The 23,546-nt window shown below is 66.5% G+C and carries 21 protein-coding genes and 4 tRNA genes; 19 read left to right on the top strand and 6 right to left on the bottom strand.

Annotated features, from left to right (window positions below):
* Nucleotides 1-338 precede the first annotated feature (338 nt).
* From ABZS43_RS04630 to ABZS43_RS04595, 8 genes are all read left to right on the top strand, one after another.
* Nucleotides 339-411: transfer RNA gene (locus ABZS43_RS04630), tRNA-Lys, on the top strand.
* Between the two features lie 925 nt (nt 412-1,336).
* A complete protein-coding gene (locus ABZS43_RS04625) occupies nt 1,337-2,002 on the top strand; it encodes a TetR family transcriptional regulator (protein WP_355034434.1) in 666 nt (221 codons plus the stop codon).
* A 114-nt stretch (nt 2,003-2,116) separates the two neighbouring features.
* Nucleotides 2,117-2,189: transfer RNA gene (locus ABZS43_RS04620), tRNA-Glu, on the top strand.
* Nucleotides 2,190-2,217: 28 nt separating this feature from the next.
* Nucleotides 2,218-2,291: transfer RNA gene (locus ABZS43_RS04615), tRNA-Asp, on the top strand.
* A 58-nt stretch (nt 2,292-2,349) separates the two neighbouring features.
* Nucleotides 2,350-2,423: transfer RNA gene (locus tag ABZS43_RS04610), tRNA-Phe, on the top strand.
* An 830-nt stretch (nt 2,424-3,253) separates the two neighbouring features.
* Entirely contained in the window at nt 3,254-4,090 is an 837-nt protein-coding gene (locus ABZS43_RS04605; protein WP_355034433.1) for a DUF3626 domain-containing protein, read from the top strand.
* Between the two features lie 171 nt (nt 4,091-4,261).
* Nucleotides 4,262-4,444: a hypothetical protein gene (locus ABZS43_RS04600; protein WP_355034432.1), complete on the top strand. Its 183-nt coding sequence runs from the start codon at nt 4,262-4,264 to the stop codon at nt 4,442-4,444.
* 137 nt (nt 4,445-4,581) lie between these two features.
* Nucleotides 4,582-5,301: a polyprenol monophosphomannose synthase gene (locus ABZS43_RS04595; RefSeq protein ID WP_355034431.1), complete on the top strand. Its 720-nt coding sequence runs from the start codon at nt 4,582-4,584 to the stop codon at nt 5,299-5,301.
* Between the two features lie 70 nt (nt 5,302-5,371).
* Here the strand turns inward: ABZS43_RS04595 and ABZS43_RS04590 are convergent, their stop codons facing one another.
* From ABZS43_RS04590 to ABZS43_RS04580, 3 genes are all read right to left on the bottom strand, one after another.
* Entirely contained in the window at nt 5,372-5,809 is a 438-nt protein-coding gene (locus tag ABZS43_RS04590) for a DUF6069 family protein (protein WP_355034430.1), read from the bottom strand.
* A 137-nt stretch (nt 5,810-5,946) separates the two neighbouring features.
* Complete coding sequence (locus ABZS43_RS04585) at nt 5,947-7,431, bottom strand: HAD-IB family hydrolase (RefSeq protein WP_355034429.1); 1,485 nt, start codon at nt 7,429-7,431, stop codon at nt 5,947-5,949.
* A complete protein-coding gene (locus ABZS43_RS04580; protein WP_355034428.1) occupies nt 7,428-9,887 on the bottom strand; it encodes a glycerol-3-phosphate 1-O-acyltransferase in 2,460 nt (819 codons plus the stop codon). Before ABZS43_RS04580 ends, ABZS43_RS04585 begins: the two co-directional genes overlap by 4 nt.
* Nucleotides 9,888-10,160: 273 nt before the next feature.
* Here ABZS43_RS04580 and nbtS point away from each other — a divergent pair, with 273 nt between their 5' ends.
* Nucleotides 10,161-11,474 (top strand): nocobactin biosynthesis salicylate synthase NbtS, encoded by a 1,314-nt coding sequence (gene nbtS, locus ABZS43_RS04575; protein ID WP_355034427.1) that lies wholly within the window; start codon nt 10,161-10,163, stop codon nt 11,472-11,474.
* Between the two features lie 42 nt (nt 11,475-11,516).
* Here nbtS and ABZS43_RS04570 read toward each other — a convergent pair whose 3' ends face one another.
* Nucleotides 11,517-13,154, bottom strand: a complete 1,638-nt coding sequence (locus ABZS43_RS04570; RefSeq protein ID WP_355034689.1) for an AMP-binding protein — start codon at nt 13,152-13,154, stop codon at nt 11,517-11,519.
* A gap of 126 nt (nt 13,155-13,280) precedes the next feature.
* Here ABZS43_RS04570 and ABZS43_RS04565 point away from each other — a divergent pair, with 126 nt between their 5' ends.
* The 5 genes from ABZS43_RS04565 to sigJ all read left to right on the top strand — a co-directional run bounded on the left by ABZS43_RS04565 (nt 13,281) and on the right by sigJ (nt 17,201).
* Nucleotides 13,281-14,159 carry an oxidoreductase gene (locus ABZS43_RS04565; RefSeq protein ID WP_355034426.1) on the top strand — a complete coding sequence of 293 codons (879 nt, stop codon included), beginning with the start codon at nt 13,281-13,283 and terminating at the stop codon, nt 14,157-14,159.
* Between the two features lie 101 nt (nt 14,160-14,260).
* The gene (locus ABZS43_RS04560; RefSeq protein WP_355034425.1) at nt 14,261-14,734 is read left to right on the top strand and encodes a carboxymuconolactone decarboxylase family protein; all 474 of its coding nucleotides are present in this window, start codon (nt 14,261-14,263) and stop codon (nt 14,732-14,734) included.
* A 16-nt stretch (nt 14,735-14,750) separates the two neighbouring features.
* Nucleotides 14,751-14,933, top strand: coding sequence for a hypothetical protein (locus ABZS43_RS04555; RefSeq protein ID WP_355034424.1), 183 nt, complete (start codon nt 14,751-14,753; stop codon nt 14,931-14,933).
* Between the two features lie 85 nt (nt 14,934-15,018).
* Entirely contained in the window at nt 15,019-16,110 is a 1,092-nt protein-coding gene (locus tag ABZS43_RS04550; protein ID WP_355034423.1) for a 3-deoxy-7-phosphoheptulonate synthase, read from the top strand.
* Between the two features lie 173 nt (nt 16,111-16,283).
* Nucleotides 16,284-17,201, top strand: a complete 918-nt coding sequence (gene sigJ, locus ABZS43_RS04545) for an RNA polymerase sigma factor SigJ (protein WP_355034422.1) — start codon at nt 16,284-16,286, stop codon at nt 17,199-17,201.
* 57 nt (nt 17,202-17,258) lie between these two features.
* Here sigJ and ABZS43_RS04540 read toward each other — a convergent pair whose 3' ends face one another.
* Complete coding sequence (locus ABZS43_RS04540; protein WP_355034421.1) at nt 17,259-17,474, bottom strand: hypothetical protein; 216 nt, start codon at nt 17,472-17,474, stop codon at nt 17,259-17,261.
* 176 nt (nt 17,475-17,650) lie between these two features.
* Here ABZS43_RS04540 and ABZS43_RS04535 point away from each other — a divergent pair, with 176 nt between their 5' ends.
* Together ABZS43_RS04535 and ABZS43_RS04530 are read left to right on the top strand one after the other, a co-directional pair.
* On the top strand, nt 17,651-18,829 hold the full coding sequence (locus ABZS43_RS04535) for a pyridoxal phosphate-dependent aminotransferase (protein ID WP_355034420.1): 1,179 nt from the start codon (nt 17,651-17,653) through the stop codon (nt 18,827-18,829).
* Between the two features lie 45 nt (nt 18,830-18,874).
* The gene (locus ABZS43_RS04530) at nt 18,875-19,423 is read left to right on the top strand and encodes a dihydrofolate reductase family protein (protein ID WP_355034419.1); all 549 of its coding nucleotides are present in this window, start codon (nt 18,875-18,877) and stop codon (nt 19,421-19,423) included.
* A gap of 76 nt (nt 19,424-19,499) precedes the next feature.
* Here ABZS43_RS04530 and ABZS43_RS04525 read toward each other — a convergent pair whose 3' ends face one another.
* Nucleotides 19,500-20,144, bottom strand: coding sequence for a LysE family translocator (locus ABZS43_RS04525; protein WP_355034418.1), 645 nt, complete (start codon nt 20,142-20,144; stop codon nt 19,500-19,502).
* Between the two features lie 291 nt (nt 20,145-20,435).
* Here ABZS43_RS04525 and ABZS43_RS04520 point away from each other — a divergent pair, with 291 nt between their 5' ends.
* The 3 genes from ABZS43_RS04520 to ABZS43_RS04510 all read left to right on the top strand — a co-directional run bounded on the left by ABZS43_RS04520 (nt 20,436) and on the right by ABZS43_RS04510 (nt 23,534).
* Nucleotides 20,436-22,094 (top strand): DNA repair helicase XPB, encoded by a 1,659-nt coding sequence (locus ABZS43_RS04520; RefSeq protein WP_355034417.1) that lies wholly within the window; start codon nt 20,436-20,438, stop codon nt 22,092-22,094.
* 40 nt (nt 22,095-22,134) lie between these two features.
* Complete coding sequence (locus tag ABZS43_RS04515; protein ID WP_355034416.1) at nt 22,135-22,803, top strand: DUF3239 domain-containing protein; 669 nt, start codon at nt 22,135-22,137, stop codon at nt 22,801-22,803.
* A 74-nt stretch (nt 22,804-22,877) separates the two neighbouring features.
* On the top strand, nt 22,878-23,534 hold the full coding sequence (locus ABZS43_RS04510; protein ID WP_355034415.1) for a LysE family translocator: 657 nt from the start codon (nt 22,878-22,880) through the stop codon (nt 23,532-23,534).
* The last annotated feature ends 12 nt before the right edge of the window (nt 23,535-23,546 follow it).

Raw genomic sequence — 23,546 nt, 5'->3', positions numbered from 1 at the left:
CGCGGCTCCACCGCAGACCGCCGCGGACCCGGCAGCCGGTGCCGCGCGGTAACTCGATCGCCGATGCGTCCTGTCCGTCGAGTGATTCGGTGATTGCCGACACTTCGCTGTTCCCGGGGGTTCCGCCGCGCTCGCCGGAAGGCCCGATTACCGGGAATGTCGTGTGCGGCACGGTGATGTCGGCGCGTCGAATGACGATCCGCGTACCGATCGGTCCGGCTCCGCGTCCCTGCCCCGGGCGCGGGTTCGGGCGGCTCGCCGACGGCTCGGCAAGGTCCGATGCGGCGCGCCCCCGCATTCGGCGTTGGCGCCCACCGTCGGGTAGGCTCTCGAGCCGAGCCCCTTTAGCTCAGTTGGTAGAGCTGGTGACTTTTAATCACTAGGTCGTAGGTTCGAGTCCTACAGGGGGCACTCGCAGAGGCCGAGAGGCCGAGAGGCCGCGGGGTTGGAGTCACCCACGTTTGCCCGATCACCCGGCGTTTCCGCCGGTATGAGAAATCCGCTGGCCGCACCCGATCGAGCGTCGGCCGCGGCGGCGAGTGAAACATCCGGCGTCCGCGCGTGCCGCGCCGAGGGTGGACCGGCGTCGGTGGTGCGAGTTGCGATGTCGCACTGGGTAACAAGGGCCACAAGCGTCACGATGATCTCGGTAACCATCTGCTGCCCAGCTTTGTTCATTTCCGTCGAACGTGGATATCATCGAATCATGTTGTGTGGCAGAGTCTTTGGGTATTCGGGGGGAGTCGGTACCGAGCTCGGGGGAGTGTGGCGCCGTCAGCGGGTGCCGCGCGGCCGATGTCGGGCGGTGCGGCATGTCTGTCGAGTCCGGTGAACACTGCTGCGCCGCTGCGGAATTCGGTGTTCCGCCCGGGTGATTCTTGGTTGCGAGATGTTTGCTGTATTGGAGTGGGATCCGCGCTGGCTAACTGACTCTTCGGTTTGCCGCATGTCGGAAGACGATTACGGGTACGGTGACGCCTGGGTGAATTCCGGAGGAATCTGCGAATCGCCCGGGGATCTGGAATTCGGCTTATCGTTGTTGTGTCCGACCGTGTCGCGAACGGTGCGGCCGTTCGTGGCAAACCCGGACTCGATGCCGCAGGAGGCTCATTCGAGAAGAAGTAAAGCCCGGGTGCGCACCCCCTGCGGCGCACCCGGGCAGGAAAACTATACCAGCTGGTGTGTTTCAGGTTTTTCGCAAGTTTTCGTACCGAAAGTTTGAAACTGGGCGAAAACCCGGTTTGAAGTATTGATAAAACTCATAACTTCGCGCCAAGGGTTTCCTTTCTTGTGGGGTACCGATTGGCGGCGAGTAGGCTTCGGAGGCGTTTCGAGCATGGCACGGCAGCAAGAGCGGGCCCGCCGGACACGCGCGGCGATTATCAGGTCCGCCGCCGTTGAGTTCGGGAAGAGCGGCTATGCCGCTGCATCGCTCAACCGCATATTGGAAGGTTCGCGCGCAACCAAGGGCGCCATGTACTTCCATTTCGATTCCAAGGAAGACCTGGCGCGCGCGGTGCTGGAGACGGCGATCGAACGCTACCGCTCCTCCGCCGAGCGGTGGCTGGCGCGAACGGATCTCGGACCGCTCGACGCCCTGCACGGGATGATCGACGAGATAGCGCTACGTCTCGAGCACGACATCATCGTGCAGGCCGAGTACCGGCTCATCATCGAGCCGGACTTCTATCGCGACGTCCAGGCGGGTGGCGGCCGGATCCTCGGTCGCGCGACCCGCGTACTCGCCGTCCGGGCGATCGAACACGGCCAGCTGCGCCTCGATGCCGATCCCGACCGGTTCACGCGCACGCTGACGGCGGCGCTGGCCGGTCAGCGGTACATGGTGGACTTGATGGGCGGTGCGGTCGATCTGCGGTCGCGATTCGGCGAGGCGCTCGAGGTGGTGATCGAGTCCATGGCCACCCCGGAGTGGACCGAGAAGTTCCGGGCGAACGGTTGGCGGGCCACCGCAAGGCTCGAAGAGCTCGGACTCGTGCTGTAGACGCGGTTCGAGTGCTCTGACCAGCCGATTTGGGAAACGCGGCGCAGCTGTCATAAGCTATGCGAGCTCCCAACGGACAACCGTTGAAAGCCGGTCCGGAGAAATCCGGGACGAGCCCCCTTCGTCTAGCGGCCTAGGACGCCGCCCTTTCAAGGCGGTAGCGCGGGTTCGAATCCCGTAGGGGGTACGGTCTCTGGACCGTTGGTAGCACGCAAGGCCCTGTGGCGCAGTTGGTTAGCGCGCCGCCCTGTCACGGCGGAGGTCGCGGGTTCGAGTCCCGTCAGGGTCGCAAGTAAGCGCCGGAGAAATCCGGCGTTTCGCGTATGGCATTCGGAACGGGTGCCTGCGGCCAGGTAGCTCAGTTGGTACGAGCGTCCGCCTGAAAAGCGGAAGGTCGCCGGTTCGATCCCGGCCCTGGCCACTCCGATCCCCCTTGACGCTCATCTGGTCGAGGGGGATTTCGCGTTTCTCGGCAGAGACGTCGGCAGGGACGTCGGGAGGGACGTCGGGTACCGCGAACGGCAGACGTCGGCCGCCGAGATCCGGACCGAGGCCATCGGTGCGCGGCCCGGTCGCCCTTTGCCCGCGGGCGCACGCGGTACACGTCACGGTTCGGCTCACCGTGACCGAATGATGTGTTTCTCGTGCCATCACTTTCATCGGAAACGATCATGTCGTTCTGTGGCCGAATTATCGGGTCTGGCTTCCTTTCGCGCGCGAGGAGGGATGCCGGACCGCGGCGCGCGGGGAATGGTAGATCGGTGCGGCGGCGCCATCCGTCCACCGGATGAAAAGCTCGTCGCGCGCGCAGGTGTGGCGCGGCGGAAGTGGATGAAATGTCATGTTTCTATCGATGGCGATGTGTGCGGTGATGAGTCGCGTATTCGGCTCTTCGAAAGAAATCTGCTCACGTGGCGGTAATTGCGTAGGAGAGTGCGGCCGAATCGGTGACCGCTGATGACAGTGCATTCATTTCGAAACATGTGGCCAGGCCTTCGCGCTCGAAGCAATCGGTCCCTTGTGAATGATTCGGCACCGGAATTGCGGACCGCCGCTCGCCGCCCATCACGCGGGTTGCCGGATACGGTCGCACGGTATTACTCGATACTGTCGAACAGCGGGTAGTGGATGTCGCGCGGCTGTGCCACCGGACTGCTCGACACATGCCACACTCACCGTGGCGACCCCGGGGGCATGCTCTTCGCAGGGGTGCATGGGCAGATGTCGCGCTGCTCCGGCGAAGGGAGTCAGATGAAGGGTTTCGCCGGGAAAACACCGGCCGCGGTGGCGATTTCGCATGTGGAGCGTTTCGCGCTCGGCTCGCCGCTACCGCGTTCGGCACGGGTGAATCTGCATTTCCATCCCGATATGCCCGTTGGGACACGGACGACACTGGAAGCCATTGCGGCCGAGGGGGTCTACCGGTCACAGTTCGAGACCGGGACGGGCAACGGCGGACTCACCGCCTATCCCGGAGGTGATCGGTGGCGTTGGGAGAGCCGCATATTCGGTGGCGCCTACGACGACTCGGCGCCGGCGCACCGGCCGAAATACGGGTCGCTGAACTATCGCGCCGACCCCTACGGCAGTTCGCCGCGATTCGGCTCGTCGTATTTCGTGGTCAACGAGGCGACGCTGCGGCGGACGACGTTCTGCTATCCGGACAGTTTTTTCGAACCGGTGTCCTTCGGCACGGCACGGGCGATGGATCTGATCCGGTTGGCGCGGGAGTCGGTGGTCGATGATCCGCTCGACGCCTATATCGAGGCGCACGTGCACGGACCGGTCGATATCGCGACCGACGTCGAAGCGCTCGTCCTCGACCGCTCCTATCGGGGAACGCCGATCGAGGACGCGGCAGCGGACCTGGCATGTCCGGTGCGCTGGCATCCGGGCTTCGTCGTCGACATGGACAAGGTGGCACAGCACTCCGGCTATCGCGGCGAATATATCGTCGAGGTCGCCCGCGCGGTGGCCGATCGGGATGTGCTGAATGCGCGAATTCTCGGAGTCGCCCGCGGTGCCGGATTCGAGCCGGGCGAGCTGAAGAAGGTGTGGCACTACCTGGCCCGGTACGGCCGGGGTTGATCGGCTCGTGCGAGTGGGATCGACGGTCCGGTCCGAGCGTGCCTGCCGTCCGGTGCGGGTGAGGCAGCGGTTCGGCGCGGGCGATCGACGGGCCCCCGTCCGGTCGGTGATGACGACCGTGATCGCGGCGAAATACGGGATGCGGTCCGCGATCGGTGCGATGCTGGAGAGATGGCGGAGAAGTGGTACTACTGCTTGAAGCATCAGCAGGCGGAGCAGGGAAAGCGGTGCTGGTTCCAGGATCGGATGGGGCCGTATCCGGATCAGGCGACGGCCGAGCGGGCGCTGGATATCGCGCGGGCGCGCAACGAGCGTGAGGACGCGCGAGATCGATCGTGGCGCGATGGTGAGTGATAGTGACTGATCACACTGCGTAATACCCCTCGGGCGCCTCTCAGGTCCATCAACTAGGGTTTCTCAGAAATCAACCGAATGCTCGGTGGTCCCGCGTGGGCTGCGGGGCTGGACCAGGTGAGCAGGGAGGGCGACCCTTGAGGGTTACCGTTGTTGTGCCGACCTACAACGAGCGGGAAAATCTGCCGGTTGCGGTGGAGCGGCTGACCGCGCTGCCGGTGCCCGACCTGCATGTACTCGTAGTCGATGACAATTCTCCGGACGGAACCGGTGAAGTCGCCGACAAGTTGGTCGCCGAATCGCCGAATACTATCGGCGTGCTGCATCGCACCGAGAAGAACGGCCTCGGCCGCGCCTACATCGCGGGCATCACGCGGGCGCTGGACGAGGGCGCGGACGTGGTGATCCAGATGGACGCGGATCTGTCGCATCCGGCCGAGGTGATTCCAGCGATGCTGGAGAAGTTGCAGACCACCGACGCGGGTGTGGTGCTCGGTTCCCGGTATGTGCCCGGCGGATCCACCGCTGAGGAGTGGAAGTGGTACCGCAAGGCGCTGTCCGCGTGGGCCAACTTCTACGTGAACCTGATCCTGCGTCTGAGCGTGAAGGACGCGACCGCCGGATTCAAGGCGTGGAAGGCCGATACGCTGCGTGCCATCGATGTGGCATCGATCCAGAGCAACGGCTATTCGTTCCAGGTCGAGATGAACTACCGCACCGTCAAGAAGGGCATCCCGATCGCCGAGGTGCCCATCCGCTTCGAGGAGCGCACCGTTGGCGCGTCCAAGATGAGTCTGAAGGTGCAGTTGGAGTCGGCGTTGATGCCGTGGAAGTTGTTGTTCGGCCGCTCGGTGTGACCACGCGGCCGACCGACGCGGGGCCGCGCATCCCGGGATGCGCGGCCCCGCGTCGTATCGAGCGCACGGGTCAGGGTTGGGTCAGTCGCCTGCGCAGTCCTTCGGTGCTGACGACGATGACGGGTACGAGCATCACGTGCATGGTCGACAGCGCCACCGTGGACGCGGCGTCGAAATCGGCGGCGATGGTCAACGCGATGGTGGCCAGGGCGAGTACCGAACCGACCACCGCGGCGACCCGCAGCACCGATACCCACCGGTAGGAGATCAGGGCGGCGGCCCCGAGACCGATGAGCAACGGGACGGTCGACATCACGATGACGCCGCCGGGGGCCACATCCTGTGATTCGGCTCCGTCGACCGTGACGAAGTCGCCGCCCGCCGCGGCGCCGATCAGCCAGATGATCAGATTCACCGCCAGGGCGACGAGGACGGCGCCGAAGACGGCGACCGGACGGTTCAGTGCCGGTATGGGCAGGACGCGAGTGGCAGGCTGTGCGATGGACATGGTGGCGTTCTCCTGTGTGAGAGCTGTGAATCTCCTGTGAGTCCCCATGGTGAAACCTCAATGGCCATTCAGGTCAAGCCTTTTGTGAACGCGATGTCACCGGTCACACTCGCGTGCGCGGACGCATGCCCCCACTGTCAGTCCGGCGCGGGCCAATTCAGCAATGTCGCGAGGAACTGCTGCCTGACCTGCTCGACCTCATCGTCCATATCGTTCGGGTCCCATCCGGAGACATCGATGGGGGGCAGGATCGCGACGTCAACGGTGCCCTTGCGCGCGATCATCGAATTGCGCCAGGAGATCTCGCCCGCATTGCGGACCACCACCGGAATCACCGGTACTCCGGCCTGATGCGCGATATGGAACGCGCCCTTCTTGAACCGCCCGACTTCCGGTGTGTAGGAGCGGGTTCCCTCGGGTGCGATACCGATGGAAAGGCCACCGCGCAAAGTCTCGACCACCGGGGCCAACTGCGCCTTCGCCGTCGACGTATCGGATCGATCGATGAAGGTCACGCCGACGAATCGCATGAGCGGGCCGAAAATCGGATTGCGGGTCAGTTCCTTCTTGCCGATTCCGGTGACCCCGCCTTCGAGCACCTTGGGCACGATGATCACGTCGAATTGGCTCTGGTGGTTGAACAGGAATACCGCGGGCCGGGGGGCTCGCACGTGCTCGGCGCCGGTGACCCGCAATCGCACGCCGAGCACCCGCAGGGTGGCTCCGGTACCGCAGGCCATCAGCGCGTCGGCCATCTTGCGCCGCTGCCCGGTGAAGGATTTCGAGAGCACCCCGAACAGCGCGCCGCCCAGTAGCGCCACGATCCCGGCGATGGTACGCAGGTAATCCCCCGGTCCGGGGGTGCGGCGGCGAGGAAAACTCAGGGCGAGCCAATTGTTCTCGGCGGCGGACACATTCAGCTTGCGCTCGGAGTTCACGGCCACCGGATGTCCGACGGCGGCCAGTAGCGGCAGGTCGGCGGAGGTGTCGGCGTAGGCGTAGCTGCGGCTCATATCGATACCGCCTGAGGTGGCGAGGGTGCGTACCGCGTCGGCTTTGCCATTGCGCCACAGCGTCTTTCCGTCCACATATCCGGTGAGCACGCCGTCGTGGGCGGCCATCGCGGTGTAGAGCACCGTGTCGATGCCGAGCGCGGTCGCGACGGGGACCACCTGGAATCGGGTCAGCGAACTGGCGAGCACCACGGTATGTCCGGCGGCCCGGTGCGTCTGGATCAATTGCCACGCTTCGGGGTACAGATACCCGTAGATGGTGTGCCGGAACAAGCGCACACCGAGTTCGTCGAGTTCGGCCTCCGTGCGGCCCGCGAGCGCATGTGAGGACTGCTGGAGGAACCGGCTGTACTCCCCGTCGGTGAGACCGTTGCGAATACCGTCCAGCAGGACGGCGCTCGGGTCACCGCCGCGGCGCCTGTACCACCGCGTCCGCGCGAAACCGCCGGTCAGTACCGCGCCGAGGTCGAAGATCGCGGCGATATCCGGGCCGTGCGGTCCGGACCGGATCGCGGCCAGCAGCGTCGAGAGATCATGTGGCGGGGTGGCCTCGGGGCGGTGCGAGAGCGCCGCGTCCGATATCCGGGCCGCGTGCGGCTCACTCGTCAACGCCTCTGCTCCAGTCGATTCGAGGGATCGAGGGCAGCGGCGTGCGAGATCCGAGCGCCGATGGTGCGCAGCTCGTCGGCGAATTCGTTTCTGCGGCGACGAGATTCGGCACGCTGTTCGTCGGAGTCCGGGTCGGCGGGTACGAGCAGGCCGTAGTTGTCCGCGAGTTTGAGCGCGCTGGTGAACAGTTCGGTGGATATCGATTCGGGGCTGCGTAGTCGATGTTGTAGCAGCATCTGTTTGCCGACCGCGACGCATTCCTCGAGGAATTGTTTGCGGTCTATCTCGAGCGCGGGATCGCGGGAGGCGAGTCGTTCGGCCACCACGATCTGCGCGTCGACGAAGGAGCGCAGTACCCGGTGGGCCATCATGAATCCGGAGGCGGTCAGTTTGTCGAGGATGTCGTTGCCGAAGGTGTCGCGCCGGGTGTGACTGTGCCATTCGGGATCGACCAGCAGCATCTCGGCGGTCAACTGGGCTTCGAATTCGGAGCGTTCGGGGAAGAAGAAGTCGAATTTCAGCAGATCGCGCAGTCGGTACGCCTCCTCCCAACCGGTGCTCAGCTGGTCGCGCTCCGGCAGTTCCACCGCCGCGATGATCCCCAGTTCGAGGATGGCGCGATTGATGAACCAGTGCACGGCGCTGTTGCGGTAGAACGCGGCTTCCAGATGCGCGCCGGATTCGATCGAGTAGACCGGCTCCAGCCCGCCGCGGTACACCGTGACCACCCTGGCCAGCGACAACTGTTCCAAGACCACCGCCAGGCTCTGTTCGTCGCGCAGCGCGGCCAGTTCGCCGCTCGGCAGTCCGCGTTTGTCGATATAGCCGAGGACGGGGGCGAGCAGGGTGCGCACCTCGCTCAGGGTGAGGGCGCGTTCGTGGACGCCGAGCAGGGCGAGGGTGGCCAGCGCGTTGACGGTGATCGGGGTGACCGCGTTGATGCCGACCGCGATCTCGAAGGCAAGTCGCTGGACCGCCTTTCGCTCCAGTTCCGCGGTCTCCTCGTCGGTCGCGGTCGGAACGGCTTCGATCTGCGCGGCATCGGTACGGTGCAGCGGAATGGTGACCTGCGGTGTGCGGAGCGGATCGCCGTACGCGGCGAGTCGTTCGCGCGCCGAGAGCGGCGCGCCGAATCGGACGTAGACGTGGCCCGCCGAATGCTGCTGACTGCGCACATACCGTGCGAGCCAGGCGAGACCTTCCGGCTTCTTCTTCCCGCCGGCCTGTTCGGTGGCGATCGCGCCGAGTTCGTTGAGTCGTTCGTAGGTGATCGAGACCGGAACCAGCATCACGTCGTCGATCCGGTCCGCGCGCACCGCGGCGGCGAGATAGTTCAGCAGGCCGTAACGCGGCGGCCGGAGTTTTCCGGTGCGGGTCCGTCCGCCTTCGAAGTACCACTCCAGATTGAATCGTTTGGCCAGCAGGTAGGCGAAGTACTCCTCGACCACCGCCTTGTAGACCTCGTCGTCGCCGAAACTGCGCCGGATGAAGATGGTGCCGGTGCGCCGGGCGATCGGGCCCATCGGCCAGAAACTCAGGTTGGCCCCGCCGATGACGTGGTTCGGCGGGAAATCGTTGCGGGCGAGGACATCGCCGAGGACGAACGCGTCCACGTAGGAGCGGTGCGAAGGCAGGAAGACCAGCGGGTAGCGGCGGTTCAGCGTGCGCAGCGCGTCGAGTCCGGACTCCTCCGTCTCGACCTTCCATGTCGAGGCGTGCACGGGGCGCATGGCCTGGGTGAACAGGTCCGAGACCAGCCTGCTCTGCGCGGCGACCAGTTCGTTGAGCGCCTTCTCCGCGCGCCGGTAGACCTCCTGCGGGTCGGCGCCGATCCGATCGGCGACGAGTTCGAGTCTGCGCAGGAATTCCGGGGTGTCCAGGATTTCCTCCGCCACCAGTCGCGGCACCTTGTACCGGTCGCCGATGACGGTGCGTTCGGCGCGTTCCAAGGCGAAAACCGCCGCGCGCACGATCGCGCGGGCGAACGGCTCGGCGGAGCCGGTGGCGAACATGGCCGACGCCTCGGGATTGTTCAGCCGCAGCTCGCTCAGGAGCGCGGGTTGTCCGGTGAGCACAACGTGCCGGTCCGGTGATTGGCGGATCAGCCTGCGTTGCGCGAGCCGGTTGGGCTTGCGCGGGTTGGTCAGCAGAGCCAGATCCGCGAAGGTGATGCGACGGACGCCGTCGCGTTCCGGTGGCAGCCACAGCACCCGGACCGGGACGACGAGGGGGTCGTCGCGCCTGCCGACCAGGCGCGTGGCGATGGCTCCCGCGTCGAGGTCCAACTGGGTGACGGGCACGTCGGCGCCGAACTCCGTCGCGAGGCCGCCCTCGGCCAGCCAGGTGCCGATGAGATCGCGTTCCACCGGTGAGGAGGCATCGACCAGGGCCACCACCGAACCGGGTGCCGCGGTCCGCGCAGCCGGTGCGGGCGCGCCGCCGTTGTGATCGATCATCGGTGGTCCCTCCGCAAACTGACGATCCCCTTATTCAATCCCTCGACGGCCGTTTGCGCAGGAACTCCGGCGGGTGAGTTTGCCGGGCGCGGGGTCGCCCAGCCTTTCGTCGGCGATGTGACGGCAATTCGGTGAGGTCATCGAAATAGCTGATACACAGCACAAATGACCCCACGTTGCGGCGGTGGCGCGGAGGCGAGCGCGCCACGCTGCATGGTCAGGTAATGCTAACCTTACCTCTCGAGTTAGGCCAGCATAACCTTTGGAGGACCGTTGTCGACCACGGATGAGCGCTCGCGCGTGGGGTATGTGACCGATCCGGCGGCAGCGATGTCGCGCTTGGCTTCGGCCGATCGGTTCGGCGAATACGTCATGTACGAGCGTCCGGGGGAATGGGTGTTCGCCGCCGACCCGATCGGCAGTGTCGAACTCGATGTGCACGAATTGCGGGTGACCTGGGACGGTCGGACCACGACGTCGAAATGGGAGGGAACCCCGGCGCGCGTACTCGACGAGTCGCTCGGCGCACTGCCGCTGGACGGCCGCAATGCCTACGGCTGGATCGGATTCGAATTCTGCGCGTGGGCGCTCGACGCCACCGCGCATGTGGATCCACGTGCGCCGCTCGCGCATCTGATGATTCCGCGCATCGAGGTCCGCGTCGACGAATCCGGCGTCAGGATCTCCGGCGCCGCCCCCGTCGAGGTCGAGGATATCCACGACCTGATCGCGGACTCGCGGGACAGCGCGCTGCCCCAGCCGCATCCCGCCGATATCCGCGTCGATCCGACCGGCTACCGGGACCGGGTCGCCGCGGCGGTCGCCGAAATCCGTTCCGGCCGCTATCAGAAAGTGATTCTGTCGCGAAAGGTGGAGCTGCCCTTCGCGGTCGACGTCCCCGCCACCTATCGGCTCGGACGCGCGCACAACACGCCGGCCCGATCCTTCCTGCTCCGCCTCGGCGGATTGGAAGCGGCGGGTTTCAGCCCCGAGCTGGTGGCGTCGGTGGACGACGACCGCGTGGTGACCACCGAGCCGCTGGCGGGTACCCGCGCCTTCGGCCTCGGCGCCGAGATCGACAGCGTGGCCCGCGCGGATCTGGTGGGCGACCCGAAAGAAATCGTTGAGCACGCGATTTCGGTACAGACCTCCTTCGCCGAGATCGTCTCGGTCGCCGATCCCGGTACCCCCGCCGTGTCGGACTTCATGGCGGTCCGCGAACGCGGCAGCGTCCAGCATCTGGCCTCGACGGTGCGCGGCACGCTCGCCGCGGGCCGTTCCAGCTGGGACGCGCTGGAGGTGCTGTTCCCGTCGGTCACCGCCTCGGGAATCCCCAAGCGCGAGGGCGTCGACTCGGTCTTCCGGCTCGATGGCGCTGCGCGCGGCCTGTACTCCGGTGCGGTGGTGACGATTTCGCCTACCGGCGCGCTGGAGGCGACGTTGGTGCTGCGCGCGGTCTACCAGACCACCGAGGGCGCGTGGCTGCGCGCGGGCGCGGGCATCGTCGGACAGTCGCGTCCGGACCGGGAGTTCGAGGAGACCTGCGAAAAACTCGCCAGCATCGCGCCGTACCTGGTCGAAGCCTGATCCCGGCCAGGAGAAAGGCCGGGCGGCCTGTGCCGCCCGGCCTTATGGCCTGCCCGGGCAGCCTTCGGCGCGCAGCGCCTTCTTATCGACCTTGCCGACGGCGGTGACGGGAAGACGGTCCGACCGGCGGAGCAGATCGGGCAGCTTGTAGGTCGCCAGACCCCGCTCGGTGAGGAAAGCCTTGATCTCGACCAGGGTGGGCATCTCGCCGTCGACGACGAGGACGGCGCAGACCTTCTCGCCGAGTGCCGCGTCGGGCAGTCCGACGGCCGCCGCGTGGCGAACCGCGGGGTAGGCGAGCAGATGCTCCTCCAACTCGTCGCAGGAGATGTTCTCGCCGCCGCGGTTGATGACATCCTTGATGCGGCCGGAGACCACGAGGTGACCAGAGGGCAGCCGGCGCACCAGATCCCCGCTGCGGTAGAAGCCGTCCGGGGTGAACGCGCGCGCATTGTGTTCGGGCGCGCGGTAATAGCCGCGAATCGTGTACGGGCCCCTGGTGAGCAGTTCGCCCTCCTCGCCCGGCTCGACATCGTGACCCTCGCCGTCGACGACGCGCACCTCGTCGGCCGGGGACAGCGGCCTGCCCTGGGTGGTGCGGACGAGATCGGCCGGATCATCGAGGCGGGTGTAGTTCAGCAGTCCCTCGGCCATGCCGAAGACCTGCTGTAGTCTCGCGCCGAGCGCGGGTTCGACGTCCCTGGCGTTGACCTCGACCAGTTTCGCGCCTCCGACCTGCAGCAGTCGCAACGAACCCAGGTCGGCCTGCTCCCATTCCACCGCCGCACACCATAATTGGGCCAGCGGCGGCACCACGGCGGTGACGCTCACCCGGTGGCGTTCGATCGCGGCGAAGGCGTTCTCGGGGCTGGGATCGGTGACGAAGGCCAGCGCGCCGCCCACCCCGACAGTGCCGAGGATGCCGGGGCAGGCCAGCGGGAAGTTGTGCGCGGCGGGCAATGTCGCGAGGTAGACGTCGTCCTCGGTGAGCGCGCAGATCTCGGCGCTCGCGCCCGCGTTGTAGGCGTAGTCGTCGTGGGTGCGCGCGATCAGCTTCGGCAGACCGGTGGTGCCGCCGGACACCAGCATCAGCGCGATATCGCTCGCATCGATCTCCGGCAGCTCGGTGTCGGCTTCACGCGGCACCGAGGCCAGATCGGTGAACGGGCCGGGATCGCCGTGCACCAGGACATGACGCAGTGTCGGTACCGCGTCCATGACCGTCGCGGCCAACTCCCGGTAGTCGAAATCGCCCTGCCGGTCGGCGATGACGTAGGCGACGGCCTCCGAAAGTGCCGCCAGATGTTCGATTTCGGCCCTGCGATGCGCGGGCAGTGTCAGTACCGGGATCGCGCCCGCGCGTAGCAGGCCGAACAGGACGGTCAGGAATTCCGGCACATTCGGCAGTTGCACGACGACCCGGTCGCCCGGCGCGATGCCGAGCGCGAGCAGTCCGCGCGCCATCCGGTCGGCGTCGGCGTCGACCCGCGTGTAGCTGCGTACCGACGCGCCGTCGAGCAGGGCGGGCCGGCGCGGGTGCCGCCGCGCGGTGTCGCGCAGCAGTTCACCGAGGGGGCGTCCGGTCCAGTAACCCGCGGCGCGATAGGACTCGGCCGCGTCGGCGGGGAAGGGGACATAGCCGTCGCGATGGTCGGTCGACGCGGGGGAGGTCGAGGTCACGGTCTGCCTCACAGGGGTCTCGTGCGGGGAAATGGCGGTTCGCGGTTCAAGGAAGGTTAGGCAACCCTATCTGAGTCGCCGGGCGAAATCCGTCGCGGGCGTGCCGTCGGGAACTAGACTCGCCATATGACCCGTTGGGACGCTTCGAACATCCCCGATCAGACCGGCCGGACGTTCATCGTCACGGGCGCGAACAGCGGACTCGGCGCGGTGGCCGTCCAGGCCCTTGCTGCGGCGGGGGCCGATGTCGTGCTGGCCTGCCGGAACGTATCCAAAGGCGCGCAGGTGGCCTCGCGGATCGGCGCGCGTGCGCGCGTGGCCCGGCTCGATCTCGCCGACCTCGCCTCGATCCGCGAATTCGCCTCGTCGGTGGACGGGGCCGATGTGCTCATCAACAACGCGGGCGTGATGGCCGTCCCCCTCGGCCGCACCGCCGACGGTTTCGAAAGCCAGGTCGGCACCAATCATCTCGGCCATTTCGCGCTCACCGGCCTGCTGCTGGACAAGATCTCGGACCGCGTGGTCACGGTGTCCAGTGGCGCGCACGCGATGGGCCGCATCGACCTCGACGACCTGAACTGGGAACGCCGCAAGTATCAACGCTGGAATGCCTACGGGCAGGCGAAATTGGCCAACCTGATGTTCGCCTACGAATTGCAGCGCAAACTCACCGCCGCGGGATCGTCGAAACTGTCGGTGGCCGCGCATCCCGGCTATGCCGCCACCGAATTGCAGTCGCATACCGAATCCTTCTTCGATCCGCTGATGTCGGTGGGTAATCGGCTGTTCGCGCAGAGCGCGGAGATGGGGGCGCTGCCGGAGCTGTACGCCGCCACCGCGTCGGTCGAGCCCGGCGCGTACTACGGTCCTACCTCGCTCGGCGGCATGCGCGGATATCCGGGTCGGTCGGGTTCGAGCAAGGCGTCGAAAGACGAGAAGGTCGCGGCCGAGTTGTGGGATCTGTCGGAGAAACTGACCGGCGTCACCTACACCTTCGGCACGTAGGGGCGTCGCCGAAAACCAGCGCCGCCCGCCCTGTCACACTTCGGCGGGCCGCGTCGTCCTCTCTGTGAAAGGCAATCGCCCCACCGAGAAAGAAGGACACCGTGAACGCGCGATTCGACTACATCGGCAACGACAACGGCGCCAAGTTCATCAAGCGCATCGGCAACGCGGGACTGGTCGTGGACGGCTCCACCCTGCCCAAGCCGACCCAGGAGCTGGTCAAGCTGCGTGCCAGCCAGATCAACGGGTGCGGATTCTGCACCGATATGCATTCCAAGGACGCCTTGCACGCCGGGGAGACGCAGGTCCGACTGAATCTGGTCGCGGCCTGGCGCGAAGCCACCGTATTCACCGAGGCCGAGCGCGCCGCGCTCGCGCTCACCGAGGAGGGCACCCGCCTGGCCGACGCCCATCACGGCGTCAGCGATGACACCTGGGCCCAGGTCGAGAAGCATTACGACGCCGACCAGATCGCGGCGCTCATCTCGCTGATCGCCCTGATCAACACCTACAACCGGATCAATGTCATCGCGGGCACGCCCGCCGGTTCCTACGAACCGGGGCAGTGGTCCTGAGCGTCGCGGATCGCCGGTGATCGCCCCCGATAGCCACGTCGCGTCGGTGGTGATCTCCGGCACCTTCCGCGGGGCGCGATGTCATCCCCGCGGTTATCTGTTGATCGGTACTGGTACTGTCACCCTCGTGCAGCGCGCGTATTTCTGGTTTAGCAAGCCGGCCCCGGGTGGGCTGGTCTGCGCCACATTCCTGCGCTGACTCTCCTCCACCCCGAGCCGGATACTGACCGGCTCGACGGGTTAGCACGATTCCGTGGGTCGGCCTGAAGAAAAGGAACCCACACATGACAACCGCAGCTGACGTCGACGCGCGGCATTCCGATCTCGACGACCAACGCACGCTGAGCGTGAGCCCCCTGCGCTCGCCCGCCGAGGTGCGACGGGTGCACCCGATCACCGATGATCTCGCCGACACCGTCCGTGCGGGCCGCAAGGCCACCATCGACGTGCTGAACGGTGACGACGACCGCCTGATGGTGATCGTCGGCCCGTGTTCGGTGCACGATCCCGCCGCCGCCATGGACTACGCGCGGCGCCTCGCCGCCAAGGCGGCCGAGCTGGACGATCGGCTGCACGTGGTGATGCGGGTCTACTTCGAGAAGCCACGCACCACCCTCGGGTGGAAGGGTCTGATCAATGACCCGCACCTGAACGGCTCCTTCGACGTCAACACCGGACTCGGGTTCGGCCGCAAGCTGCTCGTCGACATCACCGCGCTCGGGTTGCCCGTGGCCTGTGAATTCCTCGACCCGATCACCCCGCAGTACATCGCCGATCTGGTCTCCTACGGTGCGATCGGCGCGCGCACCGCGGCCAGCCAGGTGCACCGTCAGTTGAGTAGCGCGCTGTCGATGCCGGTCGGCATCAAGAACGGCACCGACGGCGACGTACAGGTCGCGGTGGACGGCGTGCGTGCGGCCGCGGCCAGCCATGTCTTCCCCGGTACCGATCTCGACGGTCGTTCGGCGCTCATCCGGACCAGCGGCAACGAGGACTGCCACGTCATCCTGCGCGGCGGCAGCACCGGACCGAATTACGACGCGGCCTCGGTGGCCGAAGCGTGCATCCGCCTGGACAAGGCTGCGCTGCCGCAGCGGATCGTGGTCGACGCCAGCCACGGCAACAGCAATAAGGACCACAACAAGCAGGTCGATGTGGTCACCGATATCTCCGAGCGGCTGGCGGGCGGTGAGCAGGGCGTGGTCGGTGTGATGCTGGAGAGCTTCCTCGTAGCGGGTCGCCAGGATCTGACGCTCGGCCACGCGGACGAGCTGACCTACGGCCAGTCCATCACCGACGCGTGCCTGGACTGGGACACCACCGCACGCCAGCTCGACCGGCTCGCGGACGCCGTGCGTCGGCGGCGCGAGCGCTGATCCGGGCGAACGTCTCCGCGGGCCAACTCGGGCCCGCGGACGTTCGGGTGTGAGTTCGACGCCGCGCCCGGTCGTCGACACCGGGTGGCGGCGAGAAACCGCCGTATTCGTGATATCCGACCCGTGCGGCACCGCGGTCGGGCGGAGATCGCGCGGACCGTACAATCATCTCGATGGTTGCCGCTCTTCTCGCTGAATTGTTCGAATCGCATCGGGCGCACTTGCTTTCTGTTGCCTACCGGTTGACGGGCAGCGTCGGCGACGCCGAGGACGCGGTTCAGGAGAGCTTTCTGCGGCTCGGGGGCGTGCATCAATCCGAGATCGATGATCTGCGGGCCTGGCTGACGACCGTGGTGAGCCGAATCTGCCTGGAACATCTGCGCAGTGCCGCGTCGCGGCGAGAAACCTACGTGGGGCAGTGGTTGCCGGAGCCGGTGGTGACCGGTGTGCGGCCGTCGAGTGCGCCGGACCCGCTGGAGGCGGCGGTGCGACGTCCGGAATGCCGCATGGCGATGATGGTCGCACTCGATACCTTGACCGCACCCCAGCGAGTGGCATTCGTTCTGCACGAATGGCTTTCGGTGTCCTTCGACGAGATCGCCGAAATACTCGACATTCCCGTGGACGTGGCGCGGCAGTCGGCGGAGCAAGCTGGTACGGCGGTCGGCGCAATTCCCGGACCGGTCTCGGATGCCGAGCACGAGTCCGCGGTGCGGTCGTTGCTCGCGGCCCTCGCCACCGGTGACGCCGACACGGTGGCGGCATCGCTGCATCCGGATTCGGTGCTGATCGGCGATGCCAACGGCACCACGTCCACCGCCGTGAATATCGTCGGCGGCGCGGCAAGGATCGCCCGCAGCATGCTGGATCTGGTGCGCACCTACGGTATCGGTGATTCCACGGATGCCGCGACGCGATACGAATTCGCCACGGTGAACGGACAATTGGGTCTTGTGATGAATCTGGATTCGGAGACCGACGAACAGCTCTGGCATCCAGCCCGCGTCGTCGGTTTCACGGTGCGCGATGGATTGGTCTCGGGCGCTTACGATCACGCGAATCCGGCCAAGCTGACGGGCGTGCGGATCTGAATCGGAAGCCGGGCCGTATTCTCATCGGCCCGGCCCGGCCCCGCGTGATCGGTGTCGTTACGGGATGGAGGATCCGGTGAACCAGTTACCGGTCGAGGATCCCGCGCCCCCGCTGCCCGACGTCGACCCGGTGAACCAATCGCCCGTGGACGATCCGGTAAACCAGTTGCCGCCCGCGATGAGGTCGTTGGCTATGTGCCGAAGGAAACCGAGTACTGATCCGGCGACCTCCGACGCGGCCGGTTGCAGTACGAGGTCCAGATACGAGGCCATGAGTGCCCCTTTCGAGATTCCGTCGGAAGCGACGGATTTGTGAGGTAGAACACGGCGAGGCTAGCGGCCTCTTGGAAAACTCACAACCATGCAGGTAGAGCGGCTGAATTCAATGTGAAACATAGCCATTCGCTATCTGATGGCAACGATGGCGACTGTTGGGCTACTCTCCGGGTATGTCTTCGGAATCCGCCACCGTCGCCCGTTTGCGCCCTTTCGCCTCGACGATCTTCGCCGAGATGACCGAACTCGCCCTCCGGCACGACGCGGTGAATCTGGGGCAGGGCTTTCCGGATTCCGACGGCCCGGCGCGCATGCTCGAGGTCGCCAGGCAGGCGATCGCCGACGGGATGAACCAGTACCCGCCCGGTCGCGGAATGCCGGTGCTGCGCAACGCCATCGCCGAGGATCGGGACCGCCGCTACGGCACCCGATACGACCCGGATACGGAGGTGCTCGTCACCGTCGGTGCGACCGAGGCGATCAGCGCGGCATTGCTCGGCCTGGTGGAACCCGGCAGCGAAGTGGTGCTGATCGAACCGTATTACGATTCCTACGCCGCGGCCGTCGCGTTGGCCGGCGCGACCAGGCGCACCGCCCGACTGGTCGCCGATGGCGCCGGATTCGTCCTCGACCTGGACAGTCTGCGGGCGGCGATCACCCCGGCGACCAGGATGCTCGTGGTCAATTCCCCGCACAATCCCACCGGAACCGTGCTGGGTAGGGCGGATCTGCTCGCGATCGCCGAAATCGCTTGTGAGCACGATCTGCTGGTGCTCACCGACGAGGTGTACGAGCACCTGGTCTTCGACGGCATCGAACACATCAGCCTGGCCACCCTGCCCGGCATGGCCGAGCGAACCGTGGTTATCTCCAGTGCGGCAAAGACTTTCAGCGTCACCGGGTGGAAGACCGGCTGGGCGTGCGGTCCGGCGAATCTGATCGACGGCGTGCTCGCGGCCAAACAGTTCATGAGTTTCGTCGCGGGCGGTCCGTTCCAGCCCGCGGTCGCCTACGCGCTGAACAAGGAGATCGACTGGGTAGTCGATCTGCGAAATACCCTCTCGGATAAAAGGTTACGGCTCTCCGCTGCTCTGGCCGAAACCGGTTTCGATGTGAAATCCAGTGCCGGAGGGTATTTCGTGTGCGCCGATATCGGTCCGCTCGGCGCCACCGACGGCCTCGAATTCTGCCGCGCGCTACCGGAACGTCTCGGCGTCGCCGCTGTGCCGGTCAGCGTATTCGCCGATGACAAGCTCGCCTGGAATCGATTGGTCCGTTTCACCTTCTGTAAGCGCGCGCAGACCCTCGATGAGGGAGTGCGGCGGTTGCGAGCGGATGTCGCGGTCGGCTGAAAACCCTGACAGCAGATGTCAGGTATCGCTGACACGATCATCGATATGACGACGACGCGGTACTACACGGCCACCAGCCTCGACGGTTTCATCGCCGATCAGGACAACTCGCTCACCTGGCTGTTCGAGGTGGAGAACGGCGGTGAGACGGACGCCGATTTCGCACGCTTCTTCGCTGGAATCGGAGCCATGTGCATGGGTGCGACCACCTACGAATGGATACTCGCGAACGATTCGGCCGAATCCTGGCAGAGCACCTATGGCGACCTGCCGACCTGGGTTTTCACCCACCGCGATCTGCCCGCCGTGGCCGGTGCGAACCTTCGCTTCGTCTCCGGTGGGGTCGAACCGGTGCACCGGGAGATGACGGAGGCCGCGGGCGAGAAGGATATCTGGATCATCGGCGGCGGCGGCCTGGCGGGCGAGTTCGCCGACGCGGGCCTGCTGGACGAGATCATCGCGACCGTCGCGCCGGTGACGCTGGGAGCGGGCGCGCCGCTGCTGCCGCGGCGCGTCCTCGCCGAACGCATGACGCTGACGAAGGTCGAGCAGATCGGTCGATTCGCCCAGCTCACTTACCGATTGGGCAGATAGGCATCGGGGGCTCACAACCGGCGAGGTCGATCGGAGGCCTCGTCCCGGTGGACCGTGCTGTGCCGTGCTCGCCCGCTTACGCGGGCACCGGTCGCGCTCGATCGGTCGCCACCATCACCGCGATCGCCCCGAGCATCGAGCCCATCAGCCAGCGTTGGGCCCGCAGCCATAGCGGTCGCCCGGTCAGGAAGTTCGAGATACCGCCCGCTCCGAGCACGATCAGCCCGTTCACCGTCAGCGCCACCGCGATCTGCACCGAGCCGAGGCACAGACTCTGCCACCACAGGTGTCCGCGCTCCGGCGCGACGAACTGCGGGATCAGCGCCATGTACATGATCGCGATCTTCGGATTCAGCAGATTCGTCACCAGACCCATCGTGAACAGCCGCCGGGCCGGATCGGCCGGCATCGCGCTCGGGGTGAACACCGACACACCGCCGGGGCGCACGGCCCGCCACGCAAGCCACAGCAGGTAGGCCGCCCCGGCCATTTTCAGCGCCAGATACAACCCGGGCACCACCGCGAACACCGTGGTGATCCCCGCTGTCGCTGCCGCGAGGTAGACGCCGAACCCCGCTGCCACCCCGGTCAGCGATATCAGTCCCGCTCCGCGACCCTGCGACACCGTGCGTGACACCAGATACATCATGTTCGGCCCCGGCGTGAGCACCATGCCCAATGCCGCCGCCGCCACCCCGACAATCGCCGCAGTTCCGATCATGATGCGATCGTCGCGCACGTCCGGGGGACCTGTCTCGGTCCACTCGAGGACCGGTGGACCTGCTGTGATCTCGACCGGTCGGCGGGGGCCGCCGGAACAAATCGGGCGGGTGAAACGCTGTAGTTCCGGAGTTGATCGATGTGCCGCGCTATCGGGCGCGGGTCGCATCGGCGCCGGGGCACTGATTGTCGGTGGTTTCGGGGAGAATGGGCCCCGATCGGCGTGATCGGGTGGGCGAACCGGCCCGCCGCCGGGGGATGGGCGTCCGACCGCCAGATACGAGGAGAGACTGTGACCGACGGTCCGCTGATTGTGCAGAGCGACAAAACGCTGTTGCTGGAGGTCGACCACGAGTCGTCCGACCTGGCACGCCAGGCCATCGCGCCGTTCGCCGAGTTGGAGCGCGCGCCCGAACATGTGCACACCTATCGGGTGACCCCGCTGGCGCTGTGGAACGCGCGGGCGGCGGGTCACGACGCCGAACAGGTGGTGGACGCCCTGGTCACCTATTCGAGGTACGCGGTGCCGCAGCCGCTGCTCGTCGACATCGTCGACACCATGGCCAGATACGGCCGGTTGCAGTTGGTCAAACATCCCGCGCACGGGTTGATGCTGGTCAGCCTCGATCGCGCGGTGCTGGAGGAGGTGCTGCGGCATAAGAAGATCGCGCCCATGCTCGGTGCCCGCATCGATGACGACACCGTGCAGGTGCATCCCTCCGAACGCGGCCGGATCAAGCAGATGCTGCTGAAGATCGGCTGGCCCGCGGAGGATCTGGCGGGTTACGTCGACGGTGAGGCCCATCCCATCGACCTCGATTACGAGGGCGGCCATTGGGAGTTGCGCGATTACCAGCGGATGGCCGCCGATTCGTTCTGGGCGGGCGGCTCCGGCGTGGTCGTGCTGCCGTGCGGCGCGGGCAAGACGATGGTCGGCGCCGCCGCGATGGCGCGGGCCAAGGCGACGACGCTGATCCTGGTCACCAATACCGTCGCGGGCAGGCAGTGGCGGCGCGAACTGCTGGCGCGCACCTCGCTGACCGAGGACGAGATCGGCGAGTACTCCGGTGAACGCAAAGAGGTCCGCCCGGTCACCATCGCGACCTACCAGGTGATCACCCGCCGCACCAAGGGCGAATACAAGCACCTCGAACTCTTCGACAGCCGCGATTGGGGTCTTGTCATCTACGACGAGGTGCATCTGCTGCCCGCGCCGGTCTTCCGGATGACCGCCGATCTCCAGTCGCGGCGCAGACTCGGATTGACCGCGACGCTCGTGCGCGAGGACGGCCGGGAGGGCGACGTGTTCTCGCTGATCGGCCCGAAACGCTACGACGCCCCGTGGAAGGATATCGAGGCGCAGGGCTGGATCGCCCCGGCCGACTGCGTCGAGGTCCGGGTCACGCTCACCGATGCCGAGCGGATGGCCTACGCCGTCGCGGAGCCGGAGGAGCGCTACAAGTTGTGCTCGACGGCGCGCACGAAAATGCCCGTGGTCCAATCGATCCTGGCCAAGCACAAGGACGCGCCGACCCTGGTGATCGGCGCCTACCTCGATCAGCTCGACGAATTGGGCGTCGAACTGAACGCGCCGGTGATCCAGGGGTCGACCAAAACCAAAGAGCGCGAGGAACTCTTCGAGGCCTTCCGGCGCGGCGAGATCCAGGTGCTCGTGGTCAGCAAGGTCGCGAATTTCTCCATCGATCTACCCGAAGCCTCTGTCGCGGTGCAGGTTTCGGGAACGTTCGGTTCGCGCCAGGAGGAGGCACAGCGGCTCGGGCGGTTGTTGCGACCGAAACACGACGGTGGCCAAGCCCACTTCTATTCGGTGGTCGCACGTGACACGCTGGACGCCGAATACGCCGCCCACCGGCAGCGTTTCCTGGCCGAACAGGGGTACGCCTATCGCATTACGGACGCCGACGACTTGCTGGGGCCGGCCATCGGATAAGCGGAGGCGATTCCTCCGAAACGTGTGCTAGGAAGAAAACGTGCGACGCTTCGAATTCCCGGTGGACCGCAGCCACGCCCATGCGGTGAACGAGGTATTCGCCGACCTACGCCGGTTGCGCATCATGGCGATCGCGGCGGCGGCGCTCGCCGCCGCCGCCGCGGCCTACCTGATCTGGTTGGACCATCCGTGGTCCTATCTGCTCGCCGTCGCTTTTGTCCTCGGCGCGGTCGTCGCGCTGTGGGTCGCGCTGTGGGCCCCGCATCGGTCGAGTATCGACAAGTTGTACGCCGACGGTGAACTGGTGCCCGCGGTGGTCTCGGAAACGCATCCGTCCGGTGTGGTGCTGCTCGCCCTCGTCGATATCTCGAGACCGGACACTCCCGACCACCGCTACGCCCTGGTCACCCGGAAGGTTCGCGATCTGCCCGGCCATCACAAGCGGGCCGGTGAGCGGGTGCCGTCGGTCGCGATCCGCACCGACCGGGCCCCGCGCCAGGTCGGAGAACGCTGGCAGACGGTGAGCGCGATGCCGATCGCGTGGGGCACGAGGGACGGATCCGTCATCGATCGGGCCCGCGCCGCGATCAGCGAGGCGGAGTGGCGGCTGCTCACCGATAATCTCGCCCTCGCCGCCAAGGTGCGCGACACATCGGCCAAACGCCTGTTGCTCGATCCGCAGCAACTCCCTGGCGACCTGGGGTCGTGAAACCGCCTGCGCCGGGCCCGTACTGGCGCGGCGAACCCGCGAAAACGCCTTGCGCGCCTGTCTAGACTCGTTGCATGGTTCCAGCTTCCAATCTGCTGGCATTCGTCGCGGCAGCGTTCGTCCTCATCGTCGTGCCCGGTCCGGGTGTGCTTTTCACGATCGGCCGGGCGCTCACCCTCGGGCGGCGCGCCGCCCTGCTCTCGGTGGTCGGTCACGCGGCGGGGGTCTACGCGGCCCTCGTGGTCGTCGCGCTGGGGCTCGGGACTCTGCTCATGGCGTCGTCGCTCGCGCTCACCGTGGTCAGACTCGCCGGGGCGCTGTATCTGATGTACCTCGGCGTGCAGGCCATCCGGGAGCGAAAATCGTTGCGCGAGGCGTTCGGCGCGCGGGTCGACCCCGCGCCCGATGCCGATGCCGATGCCGATGCGAGGGTGTTGCGCCAGAGCCTCGTGGTCGGGGTGACGAATCCGAAGGCGATCGTCTTCTTCGCCGCCGTGCTTCCGCATTTCGCGGAGCCCTCGGCCGGGCGGCTGCCCTGGCAATTGCTGATCCTTGGCACCGTATTCATCGCGATCGCGCTGGTCAGCGACAGCGTGTGGGCGATGCTGGCGGTCTCGGCGCGAACCTGGTTCGCGCGGTCGCCGCGTAGGTTGGAGGCGGTCGGGGGCGCGGGCGGCGTGATGATCGTCGGTCTCGGCGCGTCGGTGGCGATCGGCGGCAGCGTCGACTGAACCAGCTACCAT

The organism is Nocardia sp. NPDC005366, assembly GCF_040606855.1.
Lineage (GTDB): Bacteria > Actinomycetota > Actinomycetes > Mycobacteriales > Mycobacteriaceae > Nocardia.
The sequence above is the reverse complement of the archived record's forward strand: the minus strand, read 5'-3'. Positions and strand labels throughout refer to the sequence as shown.

Excerpts from the sequence above, each read along its gene's own strand:
- ABZS43_RS04535 (WP_355034420.1), top strand. The coding sequence starts at position 17,651 with ATGTCTTCGGAATCCGCCACCGTCGCCCGTTTGCGCCCTTTCGCCTCG.
- ABZS43_RS04540 (WP_355034421.1), bottom strand. The coding sequence starts at position 17,474 with ATGGCCTCGTATCTGGACCTCGTACTGCAACCGGCCGCGTCGGAGGTC.
- ABZS43_RS04510 (WP_355034415.1), top strand. The coding sequence starts at position 22,878 with ATGGTTCCAGCTTCCAATCTGCTGGCATTCGTCGCGGCAGCGTTCGTC.
- ABZS43_RS04525 (WP_355034418.1), bottom strand. The coding sequence starts at position 20,144 with ATGATCGGAACTGCGGCGATTGTCGGGGTGGCGGCGGCGGCATTGGGC.
- ABZS43_RS04600 (WP_355034432.1), top strand. The coding sequence starts at position 4,262 with ATGGCGGAGAAGTGGTACTACTGCTTGAAGCATCAGCAGGCGGAGCAG.
- ABZS43_RS04625 (WP_355034434.1), top strand. The coding sequence starts at position 1,337 with ATGGCACGGCAGCAAGAGCGGGCCCGCCGGACACGCGCGGCGATTATC.
- ABZS43_RS04605 (WP_355034433.1), top strand. The coding sequence starts at position 3,254 with ATGAAGGGTTTCGCCGGGAAAACACCGGCCGCGGTGGCGATTTCGCAT.
- sigJ (WP_355034422.1), top strand. The coding sequence starts at position 16,284 with ATGGTTGCCGCTCTTCTCGCTGAATTGTTCGAATCGCATCGGGCGCAC.
- ABZS43_RS04550 (WP_355034423.1), top strand. The coding sequence starts at position 15,019 with ATGACAACCGCAGCTGACGTCGACGCGCGGCATTCCGATCTCGACGAC.
- ABZS43_RS04565 (WP_355034426.1), top strand. The coding sequence starts at position 13,281 with ATGACCCGTTGGGACGCTTCGAACATCCCCGATCAGACCGGCCGGACG.
- ABZS43_RS04580 (WP_355034428.1), bottom strand. The coding sequence starts at position 9,887 with ATGATCGATCACAACGGCGGCGCGCCCGCACCGGCTGCGCGGACCGCG.
- ABZS43_RS04590 (WP_355034430.1), bottom strand. The coding sequence starts at position 5,809 with ATGTCCATCGCACAGCCTGCCACTCGCGTCCTGCCCATACCGGCACTG.
- ABZS43_RS04530 (WP_355034419.1), top strand. The coding sequence starts at position 18,875 with ATGACGACGACGCGGTACTACACGGCCACCAGCCTCGACGGTTTCATC.